This is a genomic window from Pseudoflavonifractor sp. HNCC25GI2 (assembly GCF_058136395.1).
Genome location: NZ_JBYUOW010000009.1, coordinates 1 through 19,047, shown reverse-complemented (window position 1 = coordinate 19,047; position 19,047 = coordinate 1). Strand labels below are relative to the sequence as shown.

General features: G+C 64.6%; 10 protein-coding genes. 7 read left to right on the top strand and 3 right to left on the bottom strand.

Annotated features, from left to right (window positions below; genetic code table 11):
* Window positions 1-509 precede the first annotated feature (509 nt).
* From AC3YUO_RS10765 to AC3YUO_RS10755, 3 genes are read right to left on the bottom strand one after another with little or no spacing between them, the layout of a single operon-like run.
* Window positions 510-1,061, bottom strand: coding sequence for a hypothetical protein (locus tag AC3YUO_RS10765; RefSeq protein ID WP_489963034.1), 552 nt, complete (start codon window positions 1,059-1,061; stop codon window positions 510-512).
* Complete coding sequence (locus tag AC3YUO_RS10760; protein ID WP_489963033.1) at window positions 1,058-3,184, bottom strand: M56 family metallopeptidase; 2,127 nt, start codon at window positions 3,182-3,184, stop codon at window positions 1,058-1,060. Before AC3YUO_RS10760 ends, AC3YUO_RS10765 begins: the two co-directional genes overlap by 4 nt.
* 3 nt (window positions 3,185-3,187) lie before the next feature.
* Entirely contained in the window at window positions 3,188-3,550 is a 363-nt protein-coding gene (locus AC3YUO_RS10755; protein ID WP_489963032.1) for a BlaI/MecI/CopY family transcriptional regulator, read from the bottom strand.
* Window positions 3,551-4,601: 1,051 nt separating this feature from the next.
* Here AC3YUO_RS10755 and mfd point away from each other — a divergent pair.
* The 7 genes from mfd to AC3YUO_RS10720 all read left to right on the top strand — a co-directional run bounded on the left by mfd (window position 4,602) and on the right by AC3YUO_RS10720 (window position 18,513).
* Complete coding sequence (gene mfd / locus AC3YUO_RS10750; RefSeq protein WP_489963098.1) at window positions 4,602-8,111, top strand: transcription-repair coupling factor; 3,510 nt, start codon at window positions 4,602-4,604, stop codon at window positions 8,109-8,111.
* 103 nt (window positions 8,112-8,214) lie between these two features.
* Window positions 8,215-9,372: a trans-sulfuration enzyme family protein gene (locus AC3YUO_RS10745; protein ID WP_489963031.1), complete on the top strand. Its 1,158-nt coding sequence runs from the start codon at window positions 8,215-8,217 to the stop codon at window positions 9,370-9,372.
* 285 nt (window positions 9,373-9,657) lie between these two features.
* A complete protein-coding gene (locus AC3YUO_RS10740; RefSeq protein ID WP_489963030.1) occupies window positions 9,658-10,959 on the top strand; it encodes a peptidylprolyl isomerase in 1,302 nt (433 codons plus the stop codon).
* 335 nt (window positions 10,960-11,294) lie between these two features.
* Window positions 11,295-13,955, top strand: a complete 2,661-nt coding sequence (locus AC3YUO_RS10735) for a cation-translocating P-type ATPase (protein ID WP_489963029.1) — start codon at window positions 11,295-11,297, stop codon at window positions 13,953-13,955.
* A gap of 828 nt (window positions 13,956-14,783) precedes the next feature.
* Complete coding sequence (locus tag AC3YUO_RS10730) at window positions 14,784-16,286, top strand: spore germination protein (RefSeq protein ID WP_489963028.1); 1,503 nt, start codon at window positions 14,784-14,786, stop codon at window positions 16,284-16,286.
* On the top strand, window positions 16,283-17,362 hold the full coding sequence (locus tag AC3YUO_RS10725) for a Ger(x)C family spore germination C-terminal domain-containing protein (RefSeq protein ID WP_489963027.1): 1,080 nt from the start codon (window positions 16,283-16,285) through the stop codon (window positions 17,360-17,362). The genes AC3YUO_RS10730 and AC3YUO_RS10725 overlap by 4 nt, the downstream gene beginning before the upstream one ends.
* A 41-nt stretch (window positions 17,363-17,403) precedes the next feature.
* Window positions 17,404-18,513, top strand: coding sequence for a GerAB/ArcD/ProY family transporter (locus AC3YUO_RS10720; protein WP_489963026.1), 1,110 nt, complete (start codon window positions 17,404-17,406; stop codon window positions 18,511-18,513).
* The last annotated feature ends 534 nt before the right edge of the window (window positions 18,514-19,047 follow it).

The following is a 19,047-nucleotide window of genomic DNA, read 5'->3' as shown; positions in this document are numbered from 1 at the left end:
GCCCGCTGCATCAGATTACGGAAATTCCGTAGGGGCGGATACCATCCGCCCGCCTTGCCGGGCCGCATGCTGGACCGTTGGCCGCCTGGTATGGGATCCCTCCGTAGGGGCGGCCTGCGGCCGCCCGCCGTATCAGGCTGTGGAAATTCCGTAGGGGCGGATATTATCCGCCCGCTTTGCCGGGGCCGCGCGCTGAACCGTTGACCGCCTGGTATGGGTTCCCTTCGTAGGGGCGGCCTGCGGCCGCCCGCCGTATCAGGCTGTGGAAATTCCGTAGGGGCGGATATTATCCGCCCGCTTTGCCGGGGCCGCGCGCTGAACCGTTGACCGCCTGGTATGGGTTCCCTTCGTAGGGGCGGCCTGCGGCCGCCCGCCGTATCAGGCTGCGGAAATTCCGTAGGGGCGGATATCATCCGCCCGCAGCTGTGCCGGGTTCCCTGAGGTAGGGCCGATGTCTCATCGGTCTGTTTTGCTGCCTTATATGGCTCTCCGGGGAACGGTTTGGGGAATTATTCGGCGGGGGAGAGGGACTTGGACAGCCCCCACAGCTGCACCAGGATATAGATATAGACGCACAGTCCTACCACCAGCATCACCACCATCAGGGCGGGCAGGCGGAAGAACAGGTCGTAGCAGTAGAGCAGAGTGCTCATAATCACCACCACTGTTCGGGCGGTGCGCAGCTTATGTCCATGTTCTCCGCCGGGCAGGGCCTCGTCCGCCAGGGCGGCCAAATCCGTGAGGAACTGGAAGTGGGTATAGAGGGTCACCAGCCCCACCAGCAGGGTGATAAGGCCGGGAATCTGCTTCTCCAGGGCGGGGAAGAACTGCTGCACATTCCACACCGTCAGGACCAGACAGAAGGAGGACAGAAGCCCCAGGGAGGGGCGCAGCTCCTTGCCCTCCCGGCACACCCGGGCCAGCAGCCACCAGCCCACTGAGGTGGGGATAAGCTGGAGGGCAAAGACGCCCTGGAAGGTAATGTTGAAGTTCAGCAGCACGAAGAAGTAGCCCCAAAAGGCCCGGCGGGCCAGGGGATAGAGCCGCTCTTGCATCGTCACGGGAGTTCCTCCTCTCCGGGCAGCGTGTAGCTGCCCCCGTCGGGTGTGGTGTAGGTTTTGGTCAGGGTGATAGTCTGCTCCTCGCCGCCGTCCACCGCCAGGGTGACCTGGAAGCCATCCGGGCCCAGGAAGTAAGGAAGATCCTCCCCCAGCGAGCCGCTGGCACCGCTGCCGCCCTCGACGCCCTGGAGCAGGTCACCCGCCTCCGGGGTCAGGGCCAGGTATGCGGGGTCTACGGACATGGTTTGGGCGGCGGGCCGGGCCTCCAGAGTGCCCGAGTTATCCCACAGGGGGTCGGCCCACAGTTTCACCGGGCGGACCAGGTCTGTTGGGTTCTCCACCGTCCAGTATAGGCCTTCCGTAATGGAATAGAAATTGCAGCCCGGCATGGGCTGTATCGGAGGAGAGTCGGGCGAGGAGTCGTAGATGGACCAGGACCAGGCGGACTGGGACCAGGCCTGCAGTTCATACTTCCCCACCAGACCCTCGCCTGTCTCCAGCAGGTGGGCGGGGGAGATGCTTACCTTCACGCCGTCCAGCTCACCCACCCAGGTCACCGGGCCGAACAGTCTGCCATCCCGGTTGCTGAGAGGGGCGAAGTCCACCTCGCCCTGGGTCTCGGCCAACAGGTGGACGGTCCAGTGCCTTCCGTCGGGACGCACCTGCACCGTGTGGCACAGATATTCCACCGGATAGGGTTCCCCGTCCTCCGGGAGGGGACGTTCCCCCTCCATACACAGGAAGGGATCCACATCCCGGTACCACAGTACCTGGCACAGGTAGCCCCCCTGGCCGTCCGCCACAAGTCCCCGGAACTGGGGGCCAGTGGTCCACCAGCGGATGTTGGGGAAGGCGGTGTCCATCATCTCTTGGTAGGACATGCTGTTCAAATCCAGACCGTATTGGATGGGGTTTTCCCACTCCTCCAGTACCCCGGCCATCTCCTCCGGGGAGCGGGACATGGCCTGGCACATAAGGGCGGCCTCCCGGTCATCCCACCACAGAAGCAGCCCCTTGCCGTAGGCGTCCAGGGCTCCAGCCACGGTGGTGGCCCGGTAGATCTGTCCGGTAGCCAGAGCGTCGGAGGTGGACTGGGGGGAATCCAGGTCCAGATCAACCTCCGCAAAGGAACCTTCCATCAGGGCCTGCACCGGGGTACCCGCCACCAGAGCCAGGGCCAGGGCGAAGGTGATGCAGCCGGAGGCCAGGGCCATCCCCTGGGGGTAGCGCTTGAAGCGGGCGATAGCCTCAATCCGGGCCTTCACCCCCCGAGCGCCGTTGGCCATGGTGGTGGCACCGGGGATGCGCACCGCCCTGTCGTCGGCCATGGCCAGCAGACAGCGGCCGTAGTCCCGGCGTTCCTCCCCCTCCAGGCGCTCCAGCGCCCGCTGGTCGCACAGGGCCTCCCGGTCCTCACCTATCTTGTCAAAGGCGTACCACAGCACCGGGTTGCACCAGTGGAGGCACCGGAACAGGGTAACCACCCACCCGGCCAGCACGTCGTAGTGCTTCAGATGGAGCAGTTCGTGGAGGATGACCTTCTCCTCCGGCTCCCAGCCCATGGGCAGCACCAGGGTGGGGCGCAGCACCCCCATGAGGAAGGGGCCGTGGTCCCATTTGCACTCCACCACACGGCGGGGGAGGGGGAGCTGATATTGCTCCGCCACCCGGTGCACCAGCTCCAGCCGCTCACCGGATACGGGGACCCCCGTCCCAACCCGCCGGTGGAGGCGGAAGGCGCACAGGAGAAACCACACCGCCCAGGCCAGTACCCCGACCAGATAGACCACAAACAGCCAGTCGGTCAACGAGCTGGGGGCCCCGGCGGGGAGAAGAGGCCAGGGGGCGGCGGGCAGAGAGGTGGTCCAGGGGGAGGACCAGGCGGAGGAGAGGTGCAGCTCGGCCTGCACCCGCAGCCGCTCCACCCAGGGCCACAGGTCCAGGGAGGTGGTCCGTCCGCCGATGCCCACGGGGACCAGAAGGCGCAGGAGCAGCACTGTCCACACCCCGTACTGCCACCGGGGGGAGAGCTTATCCAGAAAGATGCGCTGTAAAAGGAGCAGGAAGAGAGCTGCCAGAGCGGCCGCTGCCCCTTGCTGAAGCACAGCCCAGATGTTGTTCATGGATTACACCTCCATCTCGTCCAGCAGGCGCTTGAGCTCCTCCCGCTCCTCGGTGGTCAGAGCACCGGAGCGGATGAAGGCGGCCACCAGCTTGCCCGCCGAGCCTCCGTAGGCCCGGTCCACCAGGGTGCGCTCCTCCTTTTCCACGCAGTCGGCCCGGCTGAGCGCGGCCCGGTAGTGCTTGGGGGTCTGGCCCTGAGCCTCCACCAGCCCCTTGGCCATCATCCGGGTGAGGTAGGTGTGCACCGTGGTGCGGCTCCAGCCCGTCTCCGGGCACAGCCGTTCCATCACTTCCCCCAGGGTCTGGGGGCCGCCTGCCCACAGGGCGTCCATTACCTTCCATTCACTGTCGGTCAGGTGTGCCATGGCTATCCCTCCTACAAGTGTAGAATCCTTAAGACCATACTACATGTGTAGAATACTTTTGTCAAGAGGATTCCCGGCTACCGGATTTTTGTCTTTCCACAGAGAGGGGCGGTGTGTGTCGGTTTTGCCGTTTCGTCGGCTCAAACGTGGAAAAAAGGATTTCGCCTGCGGGCGGGGAGGGGATGGTTTCGCCCTGCGGGGCGACCTACTTTGCCCGTGTCGGCAAAGTAGGCAAAGCGCCACCGGGGGCGGCTCACGGGCATTTGACAATGCCCTATCCCGCCTGCCCCCGGACCCCCATTTATTTTACGGGGGAGCCACCAAGGGGCGAGGTTATATCCATCCGGCGCGGGAAGAGACCAGGATACCGCTCCTTGCGCCGCCCGCTGCCGCTCCATGTTCCTTGAACGGGCACTTGCTCCTACAAGAGCTATCGCGCCTGATGCTCTGCCCTCGCGTGGCGGTTCGGTAGTCGGTTCGCCTCCGTGGCTGGTGCTTAGGGCAGGGAAGTGGTTGCAGCTCTCCCCGCCTCTTGGTTTGCAGTAGCCCTTCGGTCCGTTGACCTCCGTACCCATTTCGGCGCTGGAGTTTTCAGGTTATTGCCAACCCCCGGGGGGTACATCCAATAGGGGGGGCCGGAGCCCCCCTGATTGGTCGTTTCAAGGGGATGGGGTATCTAGGGGAAGGGGGAAATCGAAATCCCCCTTCCCCTAGACAGCTCTTTGGTGACTTTCTGTCTGGACAGAAAGTCACTCGCCCGGAGGCGAAACACTTTTTTCTCCCGATTTAACCGGACAGTGGGACGGCGGATTATATCCGCCCATACGGAAAATCTCCAGGTGGGCGCGGAGGCGAAGCGCAGCTTCGCAGAAAGTTCTTTGCCAAGCTTTCTTTCAAGAAAGCGGGGGGAAAACTTCCCCCCAGCCCCCATCTTTCGCCTTGACGGTGGGGAATGGTTGGGGTAAACTGAAACATACTACAAAAGAAATTACCCCCCACGCAGGCTGCGCGGGGGGCATTGCCGCGTTGTGCCGGGAGGGGTTTTAAGATGATGCAGCTATTGTCGGGGGCGCTGAACCGTCTGGAGGAATTCAGACAGCTCACCGCCGCGCTGGAGGCGGGGCGGAGCCCTGTGGCCCTGTCCGGGGCGGCGGCAGTCCACCGCGCCCACATCGCCGCCGCCATCGGCTTGGTCACCCACCGGCCGGTGGTGCTGGTGTGCGCCGACGAGGCGGAGGGGGAGCGTCTCGCCCGTGACGTAGCTGCCTTCGCCGGGGGCGAGGTCCCCGTCCTCACCCCCCGGTCCTTCACCTTTCACAACGCAGCCACCGTCTCCCGCCAGTGGGAGCACCGCCGCCTGGCCCTTATGGACAAGATGAGCCGGGGGGAGCTGCCCTTCGTGGTGGCCACGGTGGAGGCCCTCCTCCAGCGCACTCTGTCTCCCCAGGTGCTGGATAAGTGCCGCCTGGAGCTGAAAGTAGGGGGGAGCTACGACTTAAACGAGCTCTCCGAGACCCTCACCGCCGCCGGCTACACCCGCTGCGACCAGGTGGAGGGCGTGGGCCAGTTCGCCCTCCGGGGCGGCATCCTGGATGTGTACGCCCCCGGCATGGAGCAGCCCGTGCGTGTGGAATTCTTCGGGGACGAGGTGGACGCCATGGGTTCCTTCGACCTGTCCACCCAGCGGCGCACAGAAAACATAGAGCAGGCAATCCTGCTGCCCGCCGCCGAGGTTCTGCCCCAGATGGCCCCCGGAGGGGTGGCGGGTCTGTGTGGAAAACTCCAGAAGCTGGCGGCCAAGGCCCTCAGCCAGGGGAACAAGGACCTGAACGCCACCCTGGAGCAGGACCGGGAGGCCCTCATGGAGGGGCGGTCCTTCCCGGCGGTGGACCGGTACCTGGCTCTCATCTACCCGGAGCTCACCACGGCGGCGGACTTCTTGCCCGGTGACGCCTGCGTGGTGTTCACCGAGTGCGTCCGGGTGGCCGACCGGGCCAAGACCTACCAGTGGCAGATGGAGGAGGACGTAAAGACCCTGCTGGAGCGGGGCGAGCTGGACGGCAGCTGCGGCGAGCTGGCCCACACGTTCTCCGCCCTGTGCCGGAGACTGGAGGACTGGGCCCTGGTGTACCTGGACTCCTTCACCACCTCCGCCTATCCCACGCCGCCCAAGGCGCTGCTGTCCATCACCGCCAAGCAGCTGCCCTCCTTCGGGGCCAGCCTGGAGACGGCGGTGCAGGATCTGAACCACTACCAGGGCATGGGCTTCGGCTCTCTGGTGCTGGTGTCCGGAGAGCAGCGGGCGCTGGATCTCCAGGGTCTTCTGCGGGAGCAGAAGGTGCGCTCGGCGGTGGAGTTCAAGCTCCGGGAGCTGCCCCAGCCGGGCCAGACCATCATTACCGTGGGCGGCCTGTCCGGGGGCATGGAGTACCCCCAGATGCAGCTGGCCGTCCTTACCGAGGGCTCCGGCGCCCCCGCCCGGAAGCCCCGGGCCCGGAAGGATGCCACCAACCGCCAGAAGCTCAAGTCCTACGCCGACCTGTCCCCCGGGGACCTGGTGGTCCACGAGCACCACGGCGTGGGCCGCTACGTGGGCATGGTGAAGATGCCGGTGGACGGCATTGAGAAGGACTATGTGAAGCTGCAGTACGCGGGCACCGACGTACTGTACGTCCCGGCCACCCAGCTGGACCTCATCTCCAAGTATATCGGCGGGGGCGAGGACGCCAACGAGACAAGGAAGCTCAACCGCCTGGGCGGCGGGGACTGGGAGAAGGCCAAGACCCGGGCCAAGAAGGCGGTGCAGGACCTGGCCAAGGGTCTTATTGAGCTCTACGCCCAGCGCCAGCGCCAGCCGGGGTTTGCCTTTTCCCCCGACTCCCCCTGGCAGCGGGAGTTTGAGGAGCAGTTTGAGTATACCGAGACCGACGACCAGCTGCGGTGCATCGGGGAAATCAAACAGGACATGGAGCGCCCCACCCCCATGGACCGGCTGCTGTGCGGCGACGTGGGCTACGGCAAGACGGAGGTGGCCTTCCGGGCCATGATGAAGTGTGTCCTGGACGGCAAACAGGCCGCCGTGCTGGTGCCCACCACCGTGCTGGCCCGGCAGCACTATTTGAACGCCCTGCGCCGGTTCCAGAAGTACCCGGTGGAAATTGACGTGGTCTCCCGCTTCCGCACCCCCGCCCAGATGAAGGAGACCCTGCGCCGGGTGGAGGAGGGGCAGGTGGACATCCTCATCGGCACCCACCGCCTCTTTAACAAGGACGTGAAGTTCAAGGATTTGGGCCTTCTGGTGGTGGACGAGGAGCAGCGCTTCGGCGTGCAGCACAAGGAGAAGCTGAAGGAGACCTTCCGCCAGGTGGACGTTCTCACCCTGTCCGCCACCCCCATTCCCCGGACGCTGAACATGGCCCTCTCGGGCATCCGGGACATGTCCACCCTGGAGGAGCCCCCCGCCGACCGCCAGCCGGTGCAGACCTATGTGCTGGAGCACGACTGGGGGGTGCTCACCGACGCCATGCGCCGGGAGCTGGAGCGGGGCGGCCAGGTCTATTACCTCCACAACCGGGTGGAGACCATCGACCGCACCGCCGCCCGCCTCCAGACCATGCTGGGGGAGCAGGCCTTTATTGGGGTGGCCCACGGCCGCATGTCCCAGGAGGCCATCGACGAGGTGATGAGCCAGATGACCGACGGGGAGCTCAATGTGCTGGTGTGCACCACCATCATTGAGACAGGCATCGACCTGCCCAACGCCAACACCCTGGTCATTGAGGACGCAGACAAGATGGGCCTGGCCCAGCTCCACCAGATTCGGGGCCGGGTGGGCCGGTCCAGCCGCCGGGCCTTCGCCTACCTCACCTACCGCCGGGGTAAGGTACTCTCCGAGACGGCGGCCAAGCGCCTGGAGGCCATAAGGGAGTTTGCCGAGTTCGGATCCGGCTTTAAGATTGCCATGCGGGACCTGGAGATCCGGGGTGCAGGCAACGTGCTGGGCCCGGAGCAGAGCGGCTTCATGCTCTCGGTGGGCTATGATATGTACCTGAAGCTGCTGGAGGAGGCGGTTTTGACCCAGCAGGGCCAGCCCCTGCCCAAGCAGACCCAGTGCGCCGCCAACCTCACCGTGGCTGCCTCGGTGCCCGACCGGTACGTGTCCTCCCCAGAGCAGCGCATGGACCTCTACCGCCGCATCGCCGCCCTGCGCAGCGAGGCGGACGCCGACGATTTGGTGGATGAGCTCATTGACCGCTACGGCGAGCCGCCCCGGACGGTGAATAACCTCATCTCCGTGGCCCTCCTCCGGGCGGATGCCGCCAAGGCGGACATCACCGACATCGACCAGAAGAACGGCTGCCTGCTCTTCACCCTGGCCCAGTTCGACCTGCGCCAGGTCTCCGCCCTGTGCGGCGGGGAGAAGTACAAGGGGCGGCTGCTGTTCTCTGCCGGGGAGAAGCCCTACCTGTCCCTGAAGCTGAAAAAGGGGGAGGATGTATTAAGAGCCGCCCGGGCTCTGGTGGCCGATTACTCCGCCGGGCTGGAGGAGGCGGGGGAGTGACATCCTTCGTCTGTTCACACAAAAAAACAGCCTGTTTTTCTCTGTTGACACCACCCCGGCCCTTGGGGTTATGCTATGGATACACTTAAGAGGAGGGAACGCTATGAAGCGAGAAGAATTATCCAATCTGGCGTTTGAAACCCAGATCATCCACGCCGGACATTCCTTTGACCCCACCACCAACGCTCTGGCCAGTCCCATCTACCAGACGGCCACCTTCGGCTTTGAGACGGTGGAGGACATGGACGCGGCCTGGGATAAGCTGGGCTATCTCTACACCCGGGAGGGCAACCCCAGCCTCATCGCCCTGGAGGAGAAGCTGGCGGCCCTGGAGGGCGGCGAGGCGGCGGTGACCGCGGCCTCCGGCATCGGAGCCATCACATCAGCTCTGTATGCCATTCTGGAAAAGGGGGACCATCTGCTGTGCGCCAAGGGCCTCTTTTTCCACAGCAACATTCTCATGAATGATTTCCTCAGCAAGCTGGGGGTGGACGTGTCCTTTGCCGACTTCCAGGACCTGGAGGACGTAAAGCGGAACCTCAAGCCCAACACCAAGCTCCTGTTTTTGGAGACCCCCACCAACCCCAAGCTGGGCGTGGTGGACGTGCGCGCGGTGGCCGCCCTGGCCAAGGAGCACGGGTGCCTGCTGATGGTGGACAGCACCTTTGCACCCCCGCCCATCCAGCGGGCTCTGGAGCTGGGGGCCGACCTGGTGGTCCACAGCCTCACCAAGTACATCAACGGCCACGGCGACGCCCTGGGCGGCGGCGTTATCGGCCCCAAGCACCTCATCGAGAAGATTAAGTACCCCTCCATGCCCTGCTTTACCGGCGCGGCCCTGTCCCCCTTCAACGCCTGGCTTATCATGCGGGGCATGGCCACCTTGGATCTGCGGGTGCGCCGCCACTGCGAAAACGCCCTGGCCATCGCCAAATTCCTCCAGTCCTCTCCCTATGTGGAGAAGGTCATCTACCCGGCCCTGCCCGGAGACGCGGGCTATGAGCTGTGCCAGAAGCAGATGAACGGCCTGGGCGGCGGCATTGTGGCCGTCTGGCTGAAGGAGGAAGTGAAGGGCCTGGCCCGCCGGGCGGCGGATTACAAGCTGTGCAACAACACCAAGGTCATCACCATCGCTACCAGCCTGGGCGAGGCCAACACCCTCATCCAGGTGGAGAACGACGACATGATCCGTATTGCCGTGGGCCTGGAGAATGCCGCCGACCTCATTGAGGATCTGCGCCAGGCGCTGGAGGCCATTTGAGAAGTGACCTACCGGCGAAGCTCCGCCCACGCGTGCGGGGAGACGACGGAACAGAAAGAGAACAAAGTCGAAGCCGGGGGCGGGAGAACGGTTTTCCTTGCCCCCGGTTCTCTTTTATGCTATGATGTTGCCTGGAACTTTAAAAAAGCTTTAGGCGGTTTTGGGCGGCGCGGCGGAGCCGGATTGTATGTGTTCTGCTGCTGCCCGGCCGAAGAACAAACTGTGGGGAACGAGACCGGAATCGCCGGACGCCCCGAGGAAAGGAACTGCAAAGCGATGAAGAAGATGAAGCGAATTGGGGCGCTGGCACTGGCCCTGGCCCTGTCCGCCGGACTGCTGTCCGGCTGCACCAAGGGGGAGGATGGCTCCGCCTCCTCCGCCGGTACCTCTGCCTCCGGCTCCCAGCAGCCCACGGTGGACCTGGCCTCCGTCACCGACATTTATGAGTATGCCGCGGGCATGCCCGGCGACACGGTGGTGGCCAAGCTGGGAGAGTGGGATATCACCGCGGACAGCCTGCTGTACTGGCTCAACTACAACGTGGAGTACGCCTACCAGATGGGCATGACCGAAATCCCCTGGGACAGCGAGATGAGCGAGGGTAAGACCATTGAGCAGGGCTTGCTGGAGAGCGCCCTGGAGTTGGCGGCCTCCTACCGTGTGGTCTACGAGCAGGCGCTGAAGGAGGGCGTGAGCCTCCCTGAGAACGCCCAGTCCGAGCTGGACGCCTATATGAATGAGCTGACCACCGAGCTGGGCAGCGAAGACGCGGTGGAGCACTACTTCTGGATGAGCATGACCACCAAGAACCTCTTTGAGCAGCTGTACCTCAGCAGCAACTACGATGTGAAGCTGCAGGAGAAGTATTTTGGTCCCGACAGCGGCAGCTATCCCACCGACGCCGAGGTGCTGTCCTACGCCCAGGACGACCTGGGCTACTACCGGGCCAAGCACATTCTGCTGCTGACCAAGGACATGGAGAAGCCCATCAAGAATGAGGACGGCACTGCCACCGGGGAGTATGAGCCTCTGGACGATGCCACCATCGCCGAGAAGAAGGCCCTGGCCGACCAGCTGCTGGCTCAGCTGCGGGCGGCGGACGACCCCGTGGCTCTGTTTGATGAGCTGATGAACGAGTACAGCGAGGACACCGGTTTGGCCACCAACCCCGACGGCTACACCACCCAGAAGGGGCGCATGGTGTCTGAGTTTGAGGACACTGCCCTGGCCCTGAAGGACGGGGAGATCAGCGACGTGGTGGAGAGCTCCTACGGCTATCACATCATTCTCCGCCTGCCCCTGGATCCGGCGGACTACCGCTCCGACCTGATTGCCCAGCGGATGCAGGAGACCCGGGAGCAGTGGATGGAGGACTACGGCGTCACCACCACCGAGGCCTATGACAAGATTGACCCCTCCGACTTCCGCACCAAGGCGGAGGCCATCCAGACCGCGGCCTACCAGGAGATTGCCGCCATTCAGGCGGCCAAGGAGGCTGAGAACGCGGACAGCTCCGCTTCCGGCAGCAGCGCCTCCTCCTCCGGCGCTTCTTCTGCCGCTGGTTCCAGCTCCAGCAGCGCAGGCTGACGCGCTTTCTTGAAAGAAAGCTTGGCAAAGAACGTTGTGCGAAGCTTCGCTTCGCCTCTGTGCCCGTAAGGACATGATCCGGTGGGAGTGGCGTGTTTCGTCGCTCCCACCGGTTTTTGTATCTTGTTTGCGCTTGGGTTAATTTTGTCGCGTAGGGGCGGCCTGTGGCCGCCCGCACAGGTTCCTGTCCCCGCGTAGGGGCGGATAGTATCCGCCCGCGTTCCGCCCTTCTGAATTTCGAAGTGAAAAAAGTGCTTCCTCCCAGGATTCCCCAAAAAACAGGACAGGCTCCGGGCTATACTCACCATAAGCGAAGGAAAAGGAGCGTGACAGCTATGGGAGGATGGCACAGTCGGCCGGCGGCCCAGATTATAAAGGAATTGAACACCTCGCCCCAAGGGCTGACGGCGGGGGAGGCGGCCCAGCGCCTGGAGCGGGTGGGCCCCAACGAGCTTCAGCCGCCCCAGCGGCCCTCGCTGCTCGCCCGCATCTGGGGGCAGCTGAAGGATCCCATGATTCTGGTGCTGCTGGCGGCGGCGGGACTCTCCCTGTGGGCCAGCAGGGGGGAGGACTGGCTGGACGGGGCCATTATTCTGGTCATTGTGGTGGTAAACGCGGTCATCTCCATCACCCAGGAGGACCACGCCCACCAGGCTCTGGAGGAGCTGCGCCGGATGTCGGCGCCCCAGGCCAAGGCTCTGCGGGACGGCACGCCCCGGCAGGTGCCTGCGGCCTCCCTGGTGCCCGGGGACGTCATTTTGCTGGAGGCGGGAGATCTGGTGCCTGCCGATGCCCGGGTGCTGGAGTGCAGCCGCCTCCAGACCGACGAGAGCGCCATGACGGGGGAGTCGGTGCCGGTGGAGAAGGAGGCCCGGGAGGCCCTGCCGGAGGACACGCCTCTGGGGGACCGGGTGAACCTGCTCCTGTCGGGCACCCTGGTGACGGCGGGGCGGTGCACCGCCCTGGTGGTGGCCACCGGAATGGAGACCCAGATGGGACACATTGCCGGGCTGCTGCTGGAGCACAAGGAGGGGGAGACCCCGCTGCAGCGGAAAATGGGGGAGATCTCCAAGTCTCTGTCCTTCCTCTGCCTGTCCGCCTGCGCCATCATGTTCGGCATCGGGCTCATTCAGGGGAAGAATTTGCTGGATATGTTCCTGACGGCGGTGTCTCTGGCGGTGGCGGCCATCCCGGAGGGCCTGCCCGCCATCGTGACCATTGTGCTGGCTCTGGGGGTGCAGCGGCTGGCGGCCCGGGGGGCCATTGTGAAGAAGCTGCCTGCCGTGGAAACCCTGGGCTGTGCCAGCGTCATCTGCTCGGACAAGACGGGCACCCTCACCCAGAACAAGATGACGGTGCAGTCCATCTGGACGCCGCCCCGGGGACGGCGTCGGGAGGCCCTGGAGGCGGGAGCACTGTGCTCCGATGCCCGGCTGGAGTGGCACGCGGGGGCTCCCACTGCCCAGGGTGACCCCACCGAGGCGGCCCTGGTGGTGGCCGCCGCCCGGGAGGGGCTGGACCAGCGCCGCCTGCTGGAGGACCACCCCCGAAAGGGGGACATCCCCTTCGATTCCCGGCGCAAGCTCATGTCCACCCTCCACCAGAACCCGGCGGGGGGCTGGACCCTCTATGTGAAGGGTGCCCCGGATATTCTGCTGGGGCGGTGTGTGGCCGGACCCTCCGGGCCCCTCACTCCCGCCCAGCGGCGGCAGGCGGAGGTGGCCAACGAGGCCATGGCCTCCCAGGCTCTGCGGGTCATGGCGGTGGCCCGGCGGGAGCTGTCCGCCCCGCCCGCCCGGCTGGAGCCGGAGGAGATGGAGCGGGAGCTCACCTTCCTGGGGCTGTTCGGGCTTATGGACCCGCCGAGGCGGGAGGTGAAAAACGCCGTGGCCAAGTGCCATCTGGCGGGGGTGCGGCCGGTGATGATCACCGGGGACCACCGGGCTACCGCCTGTGCCGTGGCCCGGGAGCTGGACATTCTGGGCCCGGAGGACTGGACGGTGACGGGGACGGAGCTGGATTTCATGCCCCAGGAGATGCTGGAGCAGGACATTGAGAAGTTTGCCGTCTTTGCCCGGGTGTCCCCGGAGCATAAGATGCGCATTGTCCAGGCCTGGCAGAAGAAGGGGCACGTGGTGGCCATGACGGGGGACGGGGTGAACGACGCCCCGGCTCTGAAGGCGGCGGACATCGGCTGCGCTATGGGCCGCACGGGCACCGACGTGGCCAAGGGGGCCGCCCACATGATTCTCACCGACGACAACTTCTCCACCATTGTTTCCGCCATTGAGGAGGGCCGGGGCATCTACTCCAACATCAAAAAGGCCATCCACTACTTACTTTCCTGCAACATCGGGGAGATTTTTACCATCTTTACCGCCACCCTCCTGGACCTGGGGCAGATGCCCCTGGTGCCGGTGCAGCTGCTGTGGCTCAATTTGGTCACCGATTCGCTGCCCGCCCTGGCACTGGGGGTGGAGCCGGTGGAGGAGGGCGTCATGGAGGAGAAGCCTCGGGACGCCCGGGCGGGCCTCTTTGACAGGAGGTTTTCCTTCCGTTTGGTCTGGCAGGGACTGATGGTGGGCGCGCTCACCCTGACGGCCTACTTTTTGGGGCTGCGGGTGCTGGGGGAGCCGGGACAGGAGGGGGCGGCGGCCAACACCATGGCCTTTGCCACCCTTACCCTCAGCCAGCTCTTCCACGCCTATAACGTGCGCAGTGGGAACCGCTCCCTCTTTGCCCAAGGGGTACTGTCCAACCCGGCCATGAACCGGGCTTTCCTGGTGGGCCTGGGGCTGCAGCTGGCGGTACTGCTGCTGCCGCCGCTCCAGGGCGTGTTTTCCGTCATTCCCATGAGCGGAAGTCAGTGGCTGACGGTGCTGGCCCTGGCCGCCGCGCCCATTCCCATCTGTGAGACGGCCAAGGCCCTCTCCCGCCGGGACGAGAGCCGGTTGGAGGAAGCGGAGAAGGAGCGGGACGATCTCCCTGTGGGATAAGGGGCGCGGCAGAATGTGGTACCACCTATTCGAGACAACCATTATGTTGAGAAATAAGGGGATTTCGCCTGCGGGCGAGTTCCTTTTGCAGCGGTGCAAAAGGAACCAAAAGACCGCCGGGGGCGGCTCACGGGCATTTACAATGCCCTATCCCGCCTGTCCCTACCCCCTCTGTCCCTTCGGGACATCTCCCCCTGACAGGGGGAGTCGGCCCCGGACCCCCATTTAATTTACGGGGGATCCACAAAGGGGGCTGCGTATCTCCATCCGGCGCGGGCAAAGGACAGGATACCGTTCCTCGCGCCGCCCGCTGCGCAGCCGTTGGCGGCTTTGCCGCCTTACGGATGCGGCGTACCCCTTGCGGGTGCTGCCGCTCCGTGTTGGTTGAATAGGTACTTGCTCCTACAAGAACCATCGCGCCTGACTTCCATCCATCGAGCAGCGGTTCGGTGGTTGCTCCGCCTCCGTGGCTGGTGCTGGATGTGCAAGAACTGTCGCGAGTACACACCTGTTGCAGGTCTGCACCCGCCAGTGGTTTCGGCGACTGCAGGCTTATTTCGGCGCTGGACCTTCCAGGTTACCGTCCTCTGGGGGTACATCCAATAGGGGGCCGAGGCCCCCTGATTGGTCGTTTCAAGGGAATGGGGTATCTAGGGGAAGGGGGAAATCGAAATCCCCCTTCCCCTAGACAGTTCTTTGGTGACTTTCTGTCTGCACAGAAAGTCACTCGCCCGGAGGCGAAACATCCTTTTTCGCATATAACCTGGGTCTGTTTGGTATAAAGTCCCTCCTTTCCGGCAAACTAAGCCGGAAAGGAGGGACTTTGCCATGTCGGAACGAAAGGACGGCCCCCACCCCCGGAAGGAGCCCCGCTATGACAAGCCCCTGTCCCTGGAGCATCTGGAGGAGGTGTTTTCGGGGTGTGTGGACTACATGGAGCGGCGGGTGTACCTCAACGGGGACCGGGAGCGGACCACCACGGTGTGCTATCTTCTGGGCATGACCCGGAACGAGCGGGTCAGCGACTACATTCTCCGCCCCATGGCCCAGGACCCGGCGCTGAGCCGGGTGCCCGAGGGGGAGCTCTTTTCCCGCCTCCAGTACGGGGCACTCTATAATCTGGCGGCCCTGCGGCGGGACAAATTGGACGACGTGGTGAACGACCTCATATTAGGCTCCTGCGCCCTGTTTTTCCCCGGGCGGCAGGACGTGCTCACCTTCCCGGTACCCACCGAGGAGAAGCGGGGGGTGGGGGAGCCCTCCAATGAGCCTGCCCTGAAGGGAAGCCGGGAATCCTTTGTGGAGTCCATCCGCACCAACACCGCCATGGTCCGGCGGCATCTGAAGGCCCCGGACCTGAAAATCAAGGAGCACATCGTGGGGCGGCAGTCCCGGACCATGGTTGATGTGCTGTACCTGGATGGCATCGCCGACCCGGAGACGGTGGAGCGGGTGGAGAAGCGGTTGGAGGAGTTGGATATTGACGGAGTGGAGGCTACGGGCAACCTGGAGGAGTACCTCACCGGAAATCTGGCCACACCCTTTCCCACCATGGCCTTCACCCAGCGGCCCGACCGGCTGTGCCAGGCTCTGCTGGAGGGGCGGGTGGGTCTGATGGCTGACGGCCTGCCTCTGGCCTGGATGGCCCCGGGGACCATCGACCAGTTCTTCAAGACCAGCCAGGACCGGGCCTACCACTGGCTGGCGGCTTCGGCTCTGAGCCTCATCCGCTATGTCTGCGCCGCCCTGACCCTGCTGATGCCCGGGCTCTATATTGCCCTGGTGACCTTCCATCCCGAGGCCATCCCCGCCAAGCTGGCCCTGTCCATTGTGGCCGCCAAGCAGGAGGTGCCCTTCTCCACCGTCTTTGAGGTGCTCATCATGCTCCTGGCCTTCGAGGTCATCCAGGAGGCAGGCCTGCGCCTGCCCGGGCCCATCGGGTCCACCGTGTCCATTCTGGGCGGCCTGGTGGTGGGCAACGCGGCGGTGGAGGCCCACATCGTGTCCCCGGCGGTGCTCATCGCCGTGGCCATCGCCGGGGTGGCGGGGTACACCCAGCCCTCCCAGGATTTTGGCAACGCCCTGCGGCTGTGGCGCTTTCTCCTGGCCATCCTGGCCAGCCTGGGCGGCCTCTTCGCCCTGACCCTGGGCTGCGCCGCCCTCATTTACCACCTGGCGGGGCTGGAGACCTTTGGGGTGCCCTATCTGGCCCCCTTCACCACCGGAAGCCAAAATCTACGGGGGCACCCCAGCCTCATCCGCCTGCCCCTGCCCCTTTTGAAGTGGCGGGACGGGGCGGTGCACACCAAAAACCGGAGGAATCAGAAATGAGACGCATGCTGCCCCTGCTTGCTGCCCTGGTCCTGCTGCTCACGGGCTGCTCCGGCCTGCCCTACCCCCGGGAGATGGGGGACATGGCCCTGCTGCGCACCATGGGGGTGGACCTGGGGGAGGAGGGATTGTCCGTTACCGTGTCCACCGGCCCCCGGGCCAAGGGGCTCCAGGGGGAGGGGGAGAGCGCCCTGGTGCTCTCCGCCCAGGGGGAATCCCTCAGCGATGCCGCCCTCACCCTCCAGTCCCTCAGCGACAGCTATGTGTTCTTCGGTTACGTGGACCAGCTGCTGCTGGGGGAGGAACTGGCCGGGGCGGGGGTGACCCAGGTGCTGGACTACTTTGCCCGGGACGTGGAGCTGGGCCTGGGGGCTCAGCTCTGGGTGGTGCGGGACGCCTCCGCCCAGCAGGCAGTTGAGGCAGGCGGGGACCGGGGTGTGGAGAGCCGCCTGTCCACCCTGCGCCTGGACGGGGAGATGGGCATTGCCGCCCTGGCCCGCACCGCCGGGGAGGTCTATACCGACCTGCTGGAGCAGGGGTCGGCCTATCTCCCCGCCCTGCGGCCGGGGACAGAGGAGCAGGCGGTGCTGTTGGAGGCGGGCTACGCCGTGCTGAAGGGGGACACGCTGGTGGGCTTTCTGGACGGGGAGGGAGCCCGGGGCCTGGAACTTCTGGTGGGGAAGCCCTCCTCGGACATCATTCCGGTGGAGCAGGAAGGGGAGACGGTGTATGTGCGCATCACCGGCGGAGATACCACCTGCCGCCTGGAGACGGAGGGAGGACAGGTCACCGGTCTGACGGTGGCCTGCCGGGTGACGGCCCAGCTGGCGGAGTACCGCACCCAGCCGAACCGGAAGCAGCTCCAGGCCGTGGAGGAGGAGCTGACCCGGGTGGAGACAGAGCGGATGACCAGGGCGCTGACCCAGCTCCGGGCCTGGGGGGCGGACTGCGCGGGGCTGGGGGTACGCAGTGCCCTGTCCGCCCCGGAGGCCTGGCGGCAGATTGAGGAGGACTGGGAGGAGTGGTTTGCCCGCCTGGAGCCTAACCTGGAGGTGCAGGTGGACATTCAGGACTAGCTCTCCTTGTATATGGGAAAAAGCAGAGGAGGAATTGCGGCGTGAAACGGGATACCATTTCCCATACCCAGCTCACCGCCCTGGTGTGGGCGGGGGTACTGGCCCCGGCGGCGGAGCTTCTGCCCGCGGTCACCCTGCCCCTGGCGGGTAAGGGGGCCTGGCTGGCTCCGGCGGCGGCCATCCCGTTGGTGCTGCTGGGGGGCTGGCTGCTGGGCAGCCTGTCCCGTGGCCGGGGGCTGGCGGGTTCCATCCGGGACGTATTGGGCCCGGTGGCCGGCCGGGGCGTTCTCCTTATCTATATGGTGTGGGCACTGGTGCTGCTGGCTCTGCGGCTGCGGCTGTGCGCCCAGCGGCTGCTGTCCGCCGGGCTGCGGGACGGTACCATGTGGTTTTTCCTGCTGGCGGTGGCGGGAATGGCCCTGTGGATGGGGCTGGGCAAGCTGTCCGCCTACGCCCGGGCGGGCCAGCTCTTTCTGGCCGTCCTGCTGGTCACAGCGGGTGTGGTATTGGCTCTGGCCCTGGTGCGGGCCCGGCCCGAACTGGTCCTCCCCCTGTGGCGGGAGGACGTGGTCCCGGTGCTCACCTCCTCTCTGCCCGCCGCCGGGGCCTTGGGATGGGGACTCTTTGGGGCCTTTCTCACCGGCTCGGTGTCCGGGAGCGGGAAAAAGGGAGGCTGGCACTGGCTCTTCTGGGGCCTTGGGGGCTGTCTGCTCCTTACCTTGGCCCAGTGGACCATTCTGGGCAACCTGGGCCCCGCCCTGGCCGGGCGGCTGGATAACCCCTTCTTTGCTCTGGCCAAGAGCGTGGGCGTGGAGGGTGCCTTCCAGCGGGTGGAGAGTGTGGTCATCGCCCTCTGGACCTGTGCCGACCTCACTCTGTGTGTTCTGCTTCTCTTTGCCCTGCGGGCCATGGCGGTGGAGCTGAGCCCCAAAATACAGGAGAAGCCGGTGGCCGCCGGAGCCGCCGTGGTGGGGGCTGCCGCCGCTCTGGCCGCGTTTTCACGGGGAGAGGCGGAGTACTGGAGCCAGGTCATTGTGCCTGCTGGCAACCTGATTTTGGCTTTGGGACTGCCTGCGGTGCTGCTTCTCTTGAAAACCCTTTGGCAAAGGGGACGGAAGGGGGACACATCTTGTGGTGAATCGCCGCCTTAGAGGGGCAGATATTGTTGTGGAGAAAAAGGTGCAAAAAAGCCCGAAAAAACTTGAAAAAAGGTGTTGACAAAGGAGGAATGTTCTGGTAGTATAGGCAAGCGCTCCAACGAGGGGTCCCACCGAGACCGGTCAGCACAAATGAGTTTGAAAAAGCTCGAAAAAAGTGCTTGACAAACGGAATCGAGTGTGGTAACCTAGTTGAGCTGCTCGCGAGAGCGGCGCGCGACACGGCAAAGTTTCTGCTGAAAGAACTTCAAAAAGTTTTGAAAAACTTGAAAAAAGTTCTTGACAAGCGAAACGAGCTGTGGTAAAATAAGTAGGTCGCTTGTGAGAGCGGCAAGCGATAGCCCCGGACGACCGGCGAATGAAAGAGCTCAAAAAAGTTTGAAAAAACTTGAAAAAAGCTCTTGACAAAGGAAAAACCGAGTGCTATAATAAAAACCCGCCGCGATGAGCGGTGTGCACCTTGTAAATTAAACAACGTGACAAACACGAAAAGCACCAGAAGGTGATGGTTGTTTTAAAGCTTTGAAC